The following is a 13661-nucleotide window of genomic DNA, read 5'->3' on the forward strand; positions in this document are numbered from 1 at the left end:
CGAGCCGCCCTGCTGCTTCAGCGCAGCATGCTGATCACCCGCTGGAGGCTCTCGACCAGCACGTCGACTTCCTCCGGGGTGTTGTAGGCCGCAAAGGAAGCGCGACAGGTGGCATCGACGCCGAACTGGGCCAGCAGCGGCTGGGCGCAGTGGTGGCCGGTACGAATCGCCACGCCGAGCTGGTCGATCAGCAGACCGATATCCTGGCTATGCACGCCGTCGACCACAAAGGACAAGACGCCTGCCTTGTCCGGCGCGGTGCCCAGCACGCGAAGGCCATCCACCGCCGCCACGCTTTCGGTGGCGTGCTCGAGCAGGCGATGCTCCCAGGCACTGATGTGCTCAAGGCCGATCGAATTGACCCATTCGATGGCACGGCCCAGGGCGATCACTTCGGCGATGGCCGGCGTGCCCGCCTCGAACTTGTGGGGAATGGCGGCAAAGGTGGTCGGCGTCTCGAAGGACACCGTGGCGATCATCTCGCCGCCACCCTGCCAGGGCGGCATGGCCTCGAGCAGCGCCTCGCGGCCGTAGAGCACGCCGGCGCCGGTGGGACCATAGACCTTGTGCCCCGAAAATGCGTAGAAGTCGGCACCGATGGCCTGAACATCGATCGGCTCATGGGGTGCCGCCTGGGCGCCATCCACCAGAATCAGCGCATCGTGCTGATGGGCGACCCGGGCCATCTCGGCCACCGGGTTGATGGTACCGAGGGCGTTGGAGACGTGATTGACCGCCACCAGCCGGGTGCGCTCGCCGATCAGGTCACGGTAGGCGTCCTGATCCAGCGCGCCACGCTCATCCACCGGGATCACCTTGATGGTGAAGCCGCGCTCGGCCGCCAGCAGCTGCCAGGGCACGATATTGGAGTGATGTTCGAGCTGGGAGATCAGCACCTCGTCACCGGGACCGAGGTTGGCGCGCCCCCAGCTCTGGGCCACCAGGTTGATCGCCTCGGTGGTGCCACGGGTGAACACGATCTCGCGGGTGCTCGCGGCGTTCAAAAAGGCACGCACGGTCTCCCGGGTGCCCTCGAAGGCCGCCGTGGCCTCGTCGGCCAGGGTGTGAAGGCCACGATGGATATTGGCGTTCATCTGGCTGTAGTAGTGATCGAACACCTCGATCACCTGACGTGGCGTCTGGCTGGTGGCGGCGTTGTCCAGATAGACCAGAGGCTTGCCGTGGACCTCCCGATCGAGGATCGGGAAGTCCTTGCGCACCCTCGCCACATCGAGCAGCAGATCGCTGAAGTGGGTCATGCTCAGTCCTCGTTGAGGGCCACGGCGGCTTCCACCAGACCGGCCAGGTGGAAGCGCTCGGGCAGCTTGCCGGCCACGGTCAGCTCGACCCGCTCGGACACCGCGTCCAGATTCACCTGATCCATCACCTCACCGGCGAAGGCCAGGGTCAGCAGTCCACGTGCAGTGGCCTCATCCAGCCCGCGGGTACGCAGGGCAAACACCGCTTCCTCGTCGAGCTGACCGGTGGTGGCGCCGTGGGAACACTTGACGTCGTCGGCGTAGATCTCGAGCTCGGGCTTGGTGTCGATCTGGGCACGATCGGAGAGCAGCAGGTTGGCGTTGCTCTGGTCGGCCTCGATCTTCTGGCTGTCGCGCTTGACGATCACCTTGCCGTTGAACACGCCGTGGGCGCGGTCATCGAGGATGCCCTTGTAGTTCTCGTGGGAGAAGGTGTGGGGCGCGTTGTGGTTGGCCAGGGTGTGGTTGTCCACGTGCTGGCGATTCTGGCCGTAGAACAGACCATTGAAGGTCACCTCGGCGCCCTGGCCATTGAGGTCGCTGACCAGGTCGTTGCGCACCAGTCCACCACCGAGGGTGATGTTGAAGGAGGTGAACTGAGCGTCGCGGCACTGCTCCACGTGGATACTGGCCACGTGCAGGTCCTGCTCGGGCGACTCCACCAGCTTGTAGTGGGTCAGGTTGGCGCCACGATCGAGCATCACCTCTTCCACCAGGTTGGTGAAGTTGGCGGCGCCCTCTTCACCCACATGGTGTTCGATCACGGTGGCCTGGCTGCGTCCGCCCGCCTCGATCAGGATACGCGGGTGGCTCATCACCGGCGCCTCGTTGGCCCGGGACAGGAACTGCAGCACGATGGGCTTGTCGACCACGGTGCCGGGCGCCAGGCGCACCAGCGCGCCCTCCTCGAAGAAGGCGGTGTTGAGCGCCGAGAAGGCCGAGAATTCGACCCCGGTCAGGCGCCCCAGCGGGCCGCCGACGGCCTCGTGGTTCTCTTCCAGGGCCTGGGACAGCGGCTGCACCTGCACGCCACCCGGCAGCTCGGACAGGTCCGACAGGGCGCTGGAAAAGACGCCGTCGACGAAGGTCAGACGGTGGGCGTCCAGCGGCAGCGTCAGGGCAGCGGCGCTGGCCTGGGAAAACTCGGCAGAGCCTGTGAGCTGGAAGTCGGTGCGACTAATGGCGCGCACGTCGGTGTACTTCCACTCTTCGACGCGGCGATCGGGAAAGCCCATCGCCTCGAAGCGGGCCGCACCGGCCTGGCGCCGTGCGGCGATCCAGGTGGGTTCGCCGCGGCGCGCCTCGCTGCGCTCGTTCAGACGATCGAGAAAGCGTTGCACATCACTCATGCAGCGGGCTCCTCTACGACCCAGTCGTAGCCACGGGATTCGAGTTCATGGGCAAGCTCGGCGCCGCCGCTCTTGACGATCCGGCCGTTCACCAGCACGTGGACGTGGTCGGGCACGATGTAGTCGAGCAGGCGCTGGTAGTGAGTCACCAGCAGGATGCCGCGATCTTCACTGCGCAGCGAGTTGACCCCATCGGCCACCACCTTCATGGCGTCGATGTCGAGGCCGGAGTCGATCTCGTCGAGCATCGCGAGCTTGGGCTGCAGCACCAGCATCTGCAGGATCTCGTTACGCTTCTTCTCGCCGCCGGAGAAGCCTTCATTGACGGCACGCTGCAGGAAGCTGTTGTCCATCTTCATGAAGGACACCTTTTCCTTGATCAGCTTCATGAACTCGGGTGCCGGAATCTCGCCCTCGCCGCGCGCCTCGCGCTGGGCGTTGAGCGCCGCCTTGAGCAGGTAGATGTTCTTGACCCCCGGGATTTCCACCGGGTACTGAAAGCCCAGCAGCAGACCGGCCTGGGCGCGCTCTTCGATCTCCATCTCGAGGACATCCTTGCCCTCGAAGGTGATCGAGCCCGCGGTCACCTCGTAGCCGTCCTTGCCCGCGATGACGGCGGACAGGGTCGACTTGCCGGCGCCATTGGGACCCATGATGGCGTGCACTTCGCCAGGCTGGATGGACAGGGTCAGACCCTTGAGGATTTCAGAGCCCTCGACGGTGACGTGGAGATCCTTGACTTCGAGCATGTAGACACCTTTGCGATGCCCGCCGCGCCGGGCGGCGGGAGAAAAACGAATAAGGGTGGAAGTTGGCGCCGGGGGTCAGCCCACCGCGCCTTCGAGCGTCACGTTGAGCAGTGCCTCTGCCTCGACCGCAAACTCCATCGGCAGCTCCTGGAAGACGTCCTTGCAGAAGCCGTTGACGATCATGTTGACCGCGTCTTCCTCGGAGATACCGCGGCTCTGGCAGTAGAACAGCTGGTCCTCGCCGATCTTGGAGGTGGTCGCCTCGTGCTCCACCGTGGCCGTCGAGTTGCCGATCTCCTGGTACGGGAAGGTGTGGGCACCGCAGGTATCGCCGATCAGCAGCGAATCACACTGGGTAAAGTTGCGCGCGCCCTTGGCCCGCGGGCCGACCTTGACCAGACCACGATAGGACTGGTTGGAACGCCCGGCGGAGATACCCTTGGAGACGATGGTGGACTTGGAGCCCTCGCCCAGGTGGATCATCTTGGTGCCGGTATCGGCCTGCTGGCGACCGTTGGTCACCGCCACCGAGTAGAACTCGCCGATGGAGTCCTTGCCACGCAGGATGCAGGACGGGTACTTCCAGGTGATGGCGGAGCCGGTCTCGACCTGGGTCCAGCTGATGTGGGAACGGTCGCCACGGCAGTCGCCACGCTTGGTGACGAAGTTGTAGATGCCGCCCTTGCCGTCCTCGTCACCCGGATACCAGTTCTGCACCGTGGAGTACTTGATGCTGGCGTCTTCCAGCGCCACCAGTTCCACCACCGCGGCGTGCAGCTGGTTCTCGTCGCGCATCGGTGCGGTGCAGCCTTCCAGGTAGGACACCTGGGCCTTCTTCTCGCACACGATCAGGGTGCGCTCGAACTGGCCGGTGTTGGCGGCGTTGATGCGGAAGTAGGTGGACAGCTCCATCGGGCAGGTCACGCCTTCCGGCACGAACACGAACGAGCCGTCGGTGAACACCGCCGAGTTGAGCGCGGCAAAGTAGTTGTCGCTGGTCGGCACCACGGTACCCAGGTACTGCTTGACCAGCTCCGGATAGTCGCGGATCGCCTCGGAGATGGAGCAGAAGATCACGCCGGCCTCGGCCAGCTTGTCCTTGAAGGTGGTGGTCACCGACACCGAGTCGAACACCGCGTCCACGGCGACGCCAGCCAGGGCCGCACGCTCATGCAGCGGGATGCCCAGCTTCTCGTAGGTCTCGAGCAGCTTGGGGTCCACCTCGTCGAGGCTCTGGGGCTTGTCTTCCTCACGCTTGGGCGCGCTGAAATACGAGATCGCCTGGTAGTCGATGGGCGGATAGTCCAGATGGGCCCAGGACGGCGCGGTCATCTTCAGCCACTGATGGTAGGCGTCAAGGCGCCAATCGAGCATCCACTGCGGCTCACCCTTCTTCTTGGAGATGAAAGCGATGGTGTCTTCATCCAGCCCCGGCGGGATCGTGTCGCTCTCGATGTCGGTCACGAATCCTTCTTTATATTCGCGACGGACGAGCTGTTCCATTTCCTGACTTGCCATGATGTGTCCCCTCCCGGACGGTTCGGTCGGCGGGCGTTACCCGCCCAGGGTAATGAAGTCGATGTCGATGAGGCGCTGGTCAGGCTTCCGCCGCCAGGCTGATGCTCTGGATCGGCAGGCGAATCGGCAGCTTCAGCGGCGCACTGTCGGCCAGGTGCGCCAGGGTGATGCTGTCGAGCAGTTCGCGGATCGCCAGCGACACTCGCTGCCAGTTGTCGGCCACCCCGCAGGTGGAGGCCAGGTCGCATTCGCCATCGGCGTGGCTGCATTCGGTCACCGCCACCGGCCCTTCGATGGCCGCGATGATGTCGCTGGCGGTGATCTCCGAGGCAGGACGCGCCAGGTAGTAGCCACCCTGGGCGCCGCGCCGGGACACCAGCAGTCCCGCGCGCACCAGCATCTTCAGCGTCTTGCTCACCGTGGGGTGAGGCAACTGCACCGCTTCGGCGAGCTCTCCGGCGGCGTGCGGCTGCTGGGGGTGACGTGCGATCTGTGCCATCACCACCGCCGCATAGTCCGTCAACCGGGAAAGCTTCAGCATGCCCATCTCCTCGGGGAGTTCCCCTCGTCGGTGCAGGGCTCAGCCCCTGCTTCGATTGGGGACCATTTTAGTCCTGTATAACCTCCATGTGAAGAGCGGCACACATCTATCACGTCGATAGCCCTCACGTTCTCGGCACGATCGCCGCCGATAGACACAATAAAACCAATCATTCTCATTTACTTTAACTATGCGTCCGGGTTGACAGCCTCACCCCCAAGCATCAGATCCATCAATTCCCGTCATTGCAGATCGTCATTCATGATCAAACCAAATAGATACTTCATTCTGCTAAGCTTGTGCCGTATCAACGGCCAGTGAACGCAACGCCTCGCCTCTTGTCAGGCCGAGCCGATGGCGTGTGTCCTGGCCCAGGGCCGTTCACAGGCCCGACTCACCCCGCCGCGAGGCCTCGACAGGAGCTATTGCCTTGGAACTGATTCAGTACGCCCTGGACAACGCCGACCTGCTGTTGTCCCGGACCCTCGAGCACATCTCGCTGGTGGGCGTTGCCGTCGGCATCGCCACCCTCACCGGGGTGCCCATCGGCATCGCCATCACCCGCAACGAGCGCGTCGCCCAGGCGGTGCTCTACGCAGCGTCGATCATCGTCACCGTGCCCTCCATCGCGCTGTTCGGGATCATGATTCCGGTGCTGTCGCTGATCGGTCAGGGCATCGGCTACCTGCCGGCGGTGATCGCGGTGCTGCTGTACTCCCAATTACCGATCATTCGTAACACCTACACCGCCATCAACAACGTCGACCCGGCCCTGCGCGAGGCTGCCCGTGGCATCGGCATGAGCCACCGACAGCGCCTGCGGATGGTCGAGATCCCGCTGGCGGTGCCGGTGATCATGGCCGGGGTGCGCACCGCCGTGGTGCTCAATATCGGCGTCATGGCGATCGCCGCCTATATCGGCGCTGGCGGTCTCGGCACCTTTATCAGCCGTGGTATCTCCCAGTCCGACCCGCGCCAGCTGATCGTCGGCGCGGTGGCGGTCAGCCTGCTGGCGATCATCGTCGACTACGGCCTGCTGGCGGTGCAGAAGCGCTTCACGCCCAAGGGCATGGAAGGCGCCGCCAACGCCGCCTGATCATTTGTGTTCCGGCAACGTCGCGGAAATGCCGCTGCGGCGGCTGGCGTCCTGTACGCCACACCGCCCGAGCGCAGCCGGAACGTCGATACGACAACAGGTGAGCCGCCGCCTCGACAGCGGCACCGTCGACGCCCATCGACGACCCGGAGCTCGCCGACGCCGACTTGCATACAAGGATTTGCTCATGATTCGTCTGGAAAACCTGACCAAGGTCTTCGATACGCCCAAGGGCGCGGTCGTCGCCGCCGACCACATCAACATGGAGGTCCCCAGCGGCGAGATCTGCATCCTGCTCGGCCCCTCCGGCTGCGGCAAGACCACCACCCTCAAGATGATCAACCGGATCGTGAAGCCCTCCTCCGGCAAGGTGTTCATCAATGGCGATGACACCACCGGCATGGACACCCAGGACCTGCGCCGCAACATCGGCTACGTCATCCAGCAGATCGGCCTGTTCCCCAACATGACCATCGAGGAGAACATCGCGGTGGTGCCCAAGCTGCTGGGCTGGGACAAGGCGCGCTACAAGGAGCGTGCCCGCGAGCTGATGCGCATGATCGCGCTGGAACCCGACGCCTTTCTCAAGCGCTATCCGTCCGAGCTGTCCGGTGGTCAACAGCAGCGTATCGGTGTGGCCCGGGCACTGGCCGCCGATCCCCCCGTGATGCTGATGGACGAGCCCTTCGGCGCCATCGACCCGATCAACCGGGCGGTGATCCAGGATGAATTCCTGAAGATGCAGCAGGACCTGAAGAAGACCATCATGTTCGTCAGCCACGATATCGACGAGGCGATCAAGATGGGGGATCGGGTCGCGGTCTTCCGTGAGGGCAAGCTGGTGCAGTATTCGTCCCCCGACGACCTGCTGGCGGCGCCGAAGAATGCCTTCGTCGAGTCCTTCCTGGGCGAGGACCGCGCGCTCAAGCGGCTGAATCTGGTCAAGGTCGCCGAAGTGGTCAGCGATGAGATCGGTACCGTCAAGCCGGAGGACACCCTGACCACGGCGCTCGCACGCATCGACGACTTCGGCTACCAGAATTCGATCCTGATGATCAACGACAAGCGCCAGCCGGTGGGCCTGATCAGCCGCTCCCTGGCCCGCACCACCAAGGGCTACTGCCGCGACCACTTCCAGAACGTGCCGGCCACGGTGAGTCTCGACGACGACCTGCGCAAGGTGGCCTCGCTGATGTTCGCCCAGGACATCACCTGGCTGCCCTGCGTCGACGAGGAGGGCCGCGTCTGCGGGCAGATCACCCAACGCGCCATGACCCACCACCTGGGCGCCCGCTTCCGTACCAAGCAGCGCGAGACGTCCGCCGTGGCCGCCGAGCCCAAGGAGTGAGCCGATGCTGATTCGAAGCCTGAAAAGCGCCGGACTCGTCCTTGCCCTGATTGTCATCTTCCTGCTCGGGGTATGGGCTCAGGCCAGCGGCGCCATCGATGACTTCCTGTGGTACCTGCCCGACGTCCAGTATCTGGTGGTCCAGCACCTGTGGCTGACCTTGCTGTCGGGCAGCCTGGCGATCCTGGTCGCGATCCCGCTGGGGGTGTGGCTGTCGCGCCCGAGCATGGCCAAGGCCGCGGAATCGATGATGCAGGTGCTCAACGTCGGCACCACCATCCCCACCCTGGCGGTGCTGGCGCTGTCCATGAGCTTTCTCGGCATCGGTACCGTTCCGGCGGTGTTTGGCCTGTTCGTGGCCACCCTGCTGCCCATCGCGCGCAACACCTACGCCGGACTCAAGGGCGTCTCGCCGGCGCTCAAGGAGGCCGCTGCCGGGATTGGCATGTCACCGACCCAGCGCCTTTTCAAGGTGGAACTGCCCAATGCCCTTTACGTCATCTTTGCCGGTATCCGTACCGCCCTGACCATCAACGTCGGCACGGTGCCCCTGGCCTTTTTGATCGGCGCAGGCGGACTGGGTGAGCTGATCTTCACCGGCATCGATCTCTACGATCCGATCATGATGCTGTCCGGGGCCATCCCCACCGCCCTGCTGGCGATCCTGGTGGACGCCCTGGTGGCCGGCGTGGCCTTCATCGTGGTGCCGCGCGGCGTCAATCCGGCGCGCGCCTGAACACCTGGGCTTTCCAACAACGACACCCTGCAAGGAGATATTCGCATGAAGACCCTGATGACCACCCTGACCGGCCTGGCCCTGTTTACCGCTACGGCTACCGCCAGTGCCGACGAGATCGTGATCGGTGGCAAGAACTTCACCGAGCAGCAACTACTGGCCAGCATGACCACCCAGTATCTGGACGGGCTCGGCTACGACGTCGACACCCGCGCCGGCATGGGCTCGGCGGTGCTGCGCCAGGCTCAGGAAAACGGCCAGATCGACCTCTACTGGGAGTACACCGGCACCTCGCTGATCAACTACAACGACGTCACCGAATCGCTGTCCGCCGACGAGACCTACCAGCGCGTCAAGGAACTGGACGGCGAGAAGGGCCTGGTGTGGCTCGAGCCTTCCGCCGCCAACAACACCTACGCCCTGGCCATGCGCGCCGAGAGCGTGGAGGAAACGGGCATCAGTACGCTGTCCGACCTGGCGTCCGCGGTGAATGACGGTGAAGAGCTTGCCTTTGCCATGAACGCCGAGTTCTACGCCCGCGAAGACGGCTGGCGTCCGCTGCAGCGCGCCTACGACTTCCGCGTCGAGCGTGGCGCCGTCAAGCGCATGGACTCCGGCCTGGTCTATCAGGCGCTGCGCGACGGCCAGGTCGATATCGGCCTGGTGTTTGCCACCGACGGTCGTGTGCCCGCCTTCGACTTCCAGATCCTCGAAGACGACCAGGGCTTCTTCCCGGCCTACGCCCTGACCCCAGTGGTCCGCCAGGACACCCTGGACGCCAATCCGGAGCTCGCAGAGCAGATGAACGCGCTGTCGGCGCTGCTCGATGACGACACCATGGCGAGCCTCAACGCCCGAGTGGACGTCGAGCGCGAGACCATCGAGGACGTCGCCGAGTCCTTCCTCGCGGACAACGACCTGCTGTGACCCTTCAAGGCCCCCGTTCGGGGGCCTTTTTCTTAGCTCGCCAGCGTGCGGCGAGCGGAACCTGCAGCAGCAGCGACCGGTCGCCCCCCCTCCTGCATTGCTGCTCCCCCTGTTCGACAAAGGACCTCCCCATGAGCACTTCCCGGGACGTCATCCACTGGATCCTCACGTCTCCCCTCGACCGCCTCGATGACGCTCAGTGTCGCCACGCCAAGCGCTGCCTGATCGACCTGATCGGCGTCGCCGCCGGCGCCACCGACACTACCCTGGCCGAGCACGCACGGCGCTACGTCAGGGTGCAGCATGCGGGGGATCGCCCCTTGCTGTTCGCGTCATCAACGGCGTCGGCTACCGGCGTCGCCCTGCACGGCGCCTGGCTGATCGATGCACTCGACGCCCACGACGGCCAGGTGCTGACCAAGGGCCACGCCGGCGTCGCCATCCTGCCGGGACTGCTGGCGCTGCCCGAGATCGAGCAGGTCAGCGGCAGGGATTTTCTCGGCCTGCTGGCGATGGGCTACGAGATCGCCACCCGGGCCGGCATCGCGCTGCACGCCTCGAGCCCCGACTACCACACCTCAGGGGCCTGGAATGCCCTCGGCGTGGCAGCGGTGACCGCGCGCCTCAAGGGCCTCGCCCCGGCCCAGCTGGAACACGCACTCGGCATCGCCGAATTCTATGGCCCGCGCAGCCAGATGATGCGCTGCATCGATCACCCCACCATGCTCAAGGATGGCAGCGGCTGGGGTGCCCAGGCCGGCGTCGCGGCCACCCTGCTGGCCGATGACGGCTTCACCGGCGCCCCGGCGGTGACCCTGTGCGATGAGCAGCAATCCGCAGTTTGGGGCGATCTGGGACGGCGCGACTACCTGTCACAGCAGTACTTCAAGGCCTATCCGGTATGCCGCTGGGCCCAGCCGGCGGTGGAGGCGGTACTCGCCATACCCGCCGCCGAACGCCAGGTGGAGAACATCGAACGCATCGAGATCACCACCTTCCACGAAGCCAGGCGCCTTCATACCATCGCCCCGACCACGACCGAACAGGCCCAGTACAGCCTGCCCTGGTCGGTCGCCTGCGCCCTCGATCGAGGCACCATCGACGTCGCCGCCATCAGCCGGGATCTCGGCGACGACGATCTCGTGGCGCTGTCACGGCAGGTGACAACCACCGAATGCGATGACTACAACGCACGCTTTCCGGCCGAGCGCTGGGCCAGCGCTACGCTGCACCTGCGCGATGGCCGCCGTATTCAAAGCCCTGCCATGGAAGCCCGCGGCAACCCTCACAATCCGCTGAGCGATGACGAGATCGCGGCCAAGTTTCAGGCCCTGGCAAGCCCGGTGCTGGGCGCACGCGCCAATGAGATCGAGGAGGTCGTCGGCACCCTGGAAACACGCCCCATCGGCGATCTGCTGAGGTTGCTGGGACAACCTTGAACGCGCGAGCTTGAACGCGCGAGCCCAGGGCGTCGAACATGACGGGAGGTGGCTAGGGTGACAAAGCGCCTGGTTTCGTCGGCTCTTGACCCAGGTCGCCTCGCCGTCTGTCTTTTTGGCGTATAGAAGATGTTGCTGTCAGGCATTATTTCGGCCCCGGGCGGTCCGGGGCCTCAAACGGAGCCCCTTCTATGGACACTCGCTTCTATCTCCTTATCGCCGCGGTCCTCGTCGGGCTTGCCGTCATCCACTGGATTGGCTTTCGCCTGCTCAAGCGCAAGCTGCAGCCGCCCCAGGAAAGCGATGCCATCCGCGACACAACGCCCGGACGCAGCAGAGACAACAGCGACAGCAGTGAGGAACGTTGATCCGCCGGGCAAATTGCGGCACCTTGTGGCGCCCTGCCCCCACCCTCAGGAATTCCAGCAATGCAGCATCAGGCCAAGCAGCATCAGGACCAGCTACAGGTCGCCTGCGCCCAGATCAACGCGCGCCTTGGTGACGTCGAGGCCAATCTCGCCCATCACCTCGACGTGATTCATGACGCCCGCCGTCGTGGCGTGGAATTGCTGGTCTTTCCCGAGCTCTCATTGACCGGTTACGGCCTGGGCCCGCGGGTGCTGGAGGTGGCCATGCCATCGGAAGACCCGCGGCTGATCCAGCTGGCCAAGGCGGCCGCCGGCATGCAAGTCATCGTCGGCTTCGTCGAGGAAGCGAGCCCCGGCGAGATCTACAACGCCCTGGCGATCCTCCAGGACGGTCGCATCGCGGCGGTGCATCGCAAGCTCAACCTGCCCACCTACGGCGGACTCGAGGAAGGCAAGTGGTTCAGCCATGGCGCCAGGCTGACCGAGGTGGCGGTGCGCCCCGGCTGGAGCACCACCTCGATGATCTGCGCCGACCTGTGGAATCCGGCGCTGGTGCATGCCGCCCTGCTGGCACGGCCGACGGTACTGTGTGCACCGATCAATTCGGCCTCCGGCATCGTCTCCGAGGACTTTTCCAACGAGGAAAACTGGGCACTCAACGTGCGCTTCTACGCCATGACCTATGGCACGCCGGTGTTGATGGCCAACCGCTATGGACCCGAAGGCGACAGCCATTTCTGGGGCGGATCGCGCATCCTCGGGCCACGCGGCGAGAGCCTGGCCGAGGCCGAGGATCGCGAGACCCTGATCTGCGCCGAACTGTCGCGTACCGCCATCGCCAGGGCACGCTTCGAACTGCCGACCCTGCGTGACGCCGACAGCCCCCTGATTCGCGAACTGATGAGCGGCTATCGCTGATACAGCGCTGGTTCGCATAGCGCTTTCGACACCGGTATCGACAGCGCTTTCGACAACGGTATCGAGACGCCCGGCGCCGAGAATTCTCAAGGTGAAAATGCTAGGATAACGCTTCCATCTTGCAGACAATTTTCGGCGCCACCTATGACAACATCGTCTCGATCCTGCGGCCTTTCCTCTCCTTCTTGCCTGCTCGTCATGGGCGTGTCCGGTTCGGGAAAATCGTATATCGGCAAACTGCTGGCCGAACGAACCGGCGCGTTGTTTATCGACGGTGATGACCATCACAGCCCCGAAAACATCGCCAAGATGTCCCGCGGAGAACCGCTCACCGACGAGGATCGGCAGGGCTGGCTTGCCACCCTGGCAGGGCTCTACCGGGAGCATCAGCAGCAGGGACAATCGCTTGTCATCGGCTGCTCGGCGCTCAAGCGCCAGTACCGTGACCTGCTGCGTGAAGGAGCACCCGCGCTGGAGATTCTCTACCTCCATGGCAGCCACGAGGTCCTGCTGGAGCGGCTGAACAGCCGTGGACAGCACTTCTTCGCCGGCGAGCACATGCTCAGGAGTCAGCTCGCCACTCTGGAAATGCCAGGTGATGACGAGGCCATCCGTTGCGATATCCAGATGACCCCCGATGCCATCATCGATAACTTCCTGGCACAGCTGGCGAGCCGTCGATAGTCCTGAATGCCAGCGCTGAACGACCTGTCGCAGTGAGACCCGACCTCGGAGTCGCCCTTTCCTGACAGGCTGCTGTCAGCTTTTTTATCGGTGATAGCGCGAAGGCAAAGTTTCTCGCCCACGCAGCAGTAATGAAGTCCGTAGAATTGTCACCAAGTCGTCATGTTGCAACTCTGGTCGACCACCAGCACCGACGGCGAACAGCGTTAACCGCATCCCGGCAAATCGCGGCAACAACCGGCCGTCGACAACGGAACGTCGACATCAGCGCGTCGCTGGTCAGTACGTAACTCGTCAGCACGTTATCGGACGGCACGTTACTGATTAGTCAGTACAGTTGGCCAGCGCGTCGATATCAGCAGACAGGAGGCTCCCATGACAGATCCAATGGTAGGCAAGACGTTTGAATTCAACTGTGACGGCACCACCTGGGGCGTCGTCTTCGAGAATGCCACCCGCATGCGTCATCGCCTGGGCGGCAATTCACCGTCCCAGAAAGCTCAGGACATCAGCTCCGCCTACCTGGCGACCCCGGTCGATGAGCACCGGATCTTCGTCTACGGACTCGAGGAGCAACAGCTGGCGCTGCGCTACGTGCTGGATTTCAACGACATGACCTTTGTCGGTCATGGTGCCTTTGACGGTCTGTCCTCCACCGCCAGTGGCGAGTTCCGCCCGTCCTGAATCCTGGCGGCCGCGCCTTGATATGGCCACGCCGTACCTGGTAAT

The 13661-nt window shown here is 64.3% G+C and carries 14 protein-coding genes; 9 read left to right on the forward strand and 5 right to left on the reverse strand.

Annotated features, from left to right (window positions below; all coding sequences use genetic code 11):
- Positions 1-17: 17 nt before the first annotated feature.
- The 5 genes from NFG58_RS13710 to NFG58_RS13730 all read right to left on the reverse strand — a co-directional run bounded on the left by NFG58_RS13710 (position 18) and on the right by NFG58_RS13730 (position 5416).
- Positions 18-1259 (reverse strand): cysteine desulfurase, encoded by a 1242-nt coding sequence (locus tag NFG58_RS13710; RefSeq protein WP_045995120.1) that lies wholly within the window; start codon positions 1257-1259, stop codon positions 18-20.
- Positions 1260-1261: 2 nt separating this feature from the next.
- Positions 1262-2608 carry a Fe-S cluster assembly protein SufD gene (sufD, locus tag NFG58_RS13715; RefSeq protein ID WP_108133009.1) on the reverse strand — a complete coding sequence of 449 codons (1347 nt, stop codon included), beginning with the start codon at positions 2606-2608 and terminating at the stop codon, positions 1262-1264.
- Positions 2605-3357 (reverse strand): Fe-S cluster assembly ATPase SufC, encoded by a 753-nt coding sequence (sufC, locus tag NFG58_RS13720; protein ID WP_045995118.1) that lies wholly within the window; start codon positions 3355-3357, stop codon positions 2605-2607. Before sufC ends, sufD begins: the two co-directional genes overlap by 4 nt.
- 75 nt (positions 3358-3432) lie before the next feature.
- Complete coding sequence (gene sufB / locus NFG58_RS13725) at positions 3433-4875, reverse strand: Fe-S cluster assembly protein SufB (RefSeq protein WP_045995117.1); 1443 nt, start codon at positions 4873-4875, stop codon at positions 3433-3435.
- Between the two features lie 79 nt (positions 4876-4954).
- On the reverse strand, positions 4955-5416 hold the full coding sequence (locus NFG58_RS13730; protein WP_045995116.1) for an SUF system Fe-S cluster assembly regulator: 462 nt from the start codon (positions 5414-5416) through the stop codon (positions 4955-4957).
- 430 nt (positions 5417-5846) lie between these two features.
- On the opposite strand from NFG58_RS13730, the gene NFG58_RS13735 reads away from it, so the two are divergent.
- The 9 genes from NFG58_RS13735 to NFG58_RS13775 all read left to right on the forward strand — a co-directional run bounded on the left by NFG58_RS13735 (position 5847) and on the right by NFG58_RS13775 (position 13616).
- Positions 5847-6512: an ABC transporter permease gene (locus tag NFG58_RS13735; protein WP_045995115.1), complete on the forward strand. Its 666-nt coding sequence runs from the start codon at positions 5847-5849 to the stop codon at positions 6510-6512.
- A 187-nt stretch (positions 6513-6699) separates the two neighbouring features.
- The gene (locus tag NFG58_RS13740; RefSeq protein WP_045995114.1) at positions 6700-7860 is read left to right on the forward strand and encodes an ABC transporter ATP-binding protein; all 1161 of its coding nucleotides are present in this window, start codon (positions 6700-6702) and stop codon (positions 7858-7860) included.
- 4 nt (positions 7861-7864) lie between these two features.
- Positions 7865-8596 carry an ABC transporter permease gene (locus NFG58_RS13745; RefSeq protein WP_222516702.1) on the forward strand — a complete coding sequence of 244 codons (732 nt, stop codon included), beginning with the start codon at positions 7865-7867 and terminating at the stop codon, positions 8594-8596.
- Positions 8597-8641: 45 nt separating this feature from the next.
- On the forward strand, positions 8642-9523 hold the full coding sequence (locus NFG58_RS13750) for a glycine betaine ABC transporter substrate-binding protein (protein ID WP_348826747.1): 882 nt from the start codon (positions 8642-8644) through the stop codon (positions 9521-9523).
- 131 nt (positions 9524-9654) lie between these two features.
- Positions 9655-10962: an MmgE/PrpD family protein gene (locus NFG58_RS13755; RefSeq protein WP_348826748.1), complete on the forward strand. Its 1308-nt coding sequence runs from the start codon at positions 9655-9657 to the stop codon at positions 10960-10962.
- Between the two features lie 191 nt (positions 10963-11153).
- Positions 11154-11330: a hypothetical protein gene (locus NFG58_RS13760; protein ID WP_185696407.1), complete on the forward strand. Its 177-nt coding sequence runs from the start codon at positions 11154-11156 to the stop codon at positions 11328-11330.
- Positions 11331-11390: 60 nt separating this feature from the next.
- Positions 11391-12248 (forward strand): nitrilase-related carbon-nitrogen hydrolase, encoded by an 858-nt coding sequence (locus tag NFG58_RS13765; protein ID WP_124803961.1) that lies wholly within the window; start codon positions 11391-11393, stop codon positions 12246-12248.
- Between the two features lie 198 nt (positions 12249-12446).
- Complete coding sequence (locus NFG58_RS13770) at positions 12447-12932, forward strand: gluconokinase (protein WP_348828138.1); 486 nt, start codon at positions 12447-12449, stop codon at positions 12930-12932.
- A gap of 375 nt (positions 12933-13307) precedes the next feature.
- Complete coding sequence (locus NFG58_RS13775) at positions 13308-13616, forward strand: hypothetical protein (protein ID WP_045995291.1); 309 nt, start codon at positions 13308-13310, stop codon at positions 13614-13616.
- Positions 13617-13661: the final 45 nt, after the last annotated feature.

This window comes from Halomonas sp. RT37, assembly GCF_040070525.1.
Taxonomy (GTDB): domain Bacteria; phylum Pseudomonadota; class Gammaproteobacteria; order Pseudomonadales; family Halomonadaceae; genus Halomonas; species Halomonas litopenaei.

What these genes read in the sequence shown, in the direction of transcription:
- NFG58_RS13710 (WP_045995120.1), bottom strand. Translation starts at nt 1,259, where the DNA reads ATGACCCACTTCAGCGATCTGCTGCTCGATGTGGCGAGGGTGCGCAAG.
- sufD (WP_108133009.1), bottom strand. Translation starts at nt 2,608, where the DNA reads ATGAGTGATGTGCAACGCTTTCTCGATCGTCTGAACGAGCGCAGCGAG.
- sufC (WP_045995118.1), bottom strand. Translation starts at nt 3,357, where the DNA reads ATGCTCGAAGTCAAGGATCTCCACGTCACCGTCGAGGGCTCTGAAATC.
- sufB (WP_045995117.1), bottom strand. Translation starts at nt 4,875, where the DNA reads ATGGCAAGTCAGGAAATGGAACAGCTCGTCCGTCGCGAATATAAAGAA.
- NFG58_RS13730 (WP_045995116.1), bottom strand. Translation starts at nt 5,416, where the DNA reads ATGCTGAAGCTTTCCCGGTTGACGGACTATGCGGCGGTGGTGATGGCA.
- NFG58_RS13740 (WP_045995114.1), top strand. Translation starts at nt 6,700, where the DNA reads ATGATTCGTCTGGAAAACCTGACCAAGGTCTTCGATACGCCCAAGGGC.
- NFG58_RS13745 (WP_222516702.1), top strand. Translation starts at nt 7,865, where the DNA reads ATGCTGATTCGAAGCCTGAAAAGCGCCGGACTCGTCCTTGCCCTGATT.
- NFG58_RS13750 (WP_348826747.1), top strand. Translation starts at nt 8,642, where the DNA reads ATGAAGACCCTGATGACCACCCTGACCGGCCTGGCCCTGTTTACCGCT.
- NFG58_RS13755 (WP_348826748.1), top strand. Translation starts at nt 9,655, where the DNA reads ATGAGCACTTCCCGGGACGTCATCCACTGGATCCTCACGTCTCCCCTC.
- NFG58_RS13760 (WP_185696407.1), top strand. Translation starts at nt 11,154, where the DNA reads ATGGACACTCGCTTCTATCTCCTTATCGCCGCGGTCCTCGTCGGGCTT.
- NFG58_RS13765 (WP_124803961.1), top strand. Translation starts at nt 11,391, where the DNA reads ATGCAGCATCAGGCCAAGCAGCATCAGGACCAGCTACAGGTCGCCTGC.
- NFG58_RS13770 (WP_348828138.1), top strand. Translation starts at nt 12,447, where the DNA reads ATGGGCGTGTCCGGTTCGGGAAAATCGTATATCGGCAAACTGCTGGCC.
- NFG58_RS13775 (WP_045995291.1), top strand. Translation starts at nt 13,308, where the DNA reads ATGACAGATCCAATGGTAGGCAAGACGTTTGAATTCAACTGTGACGGC.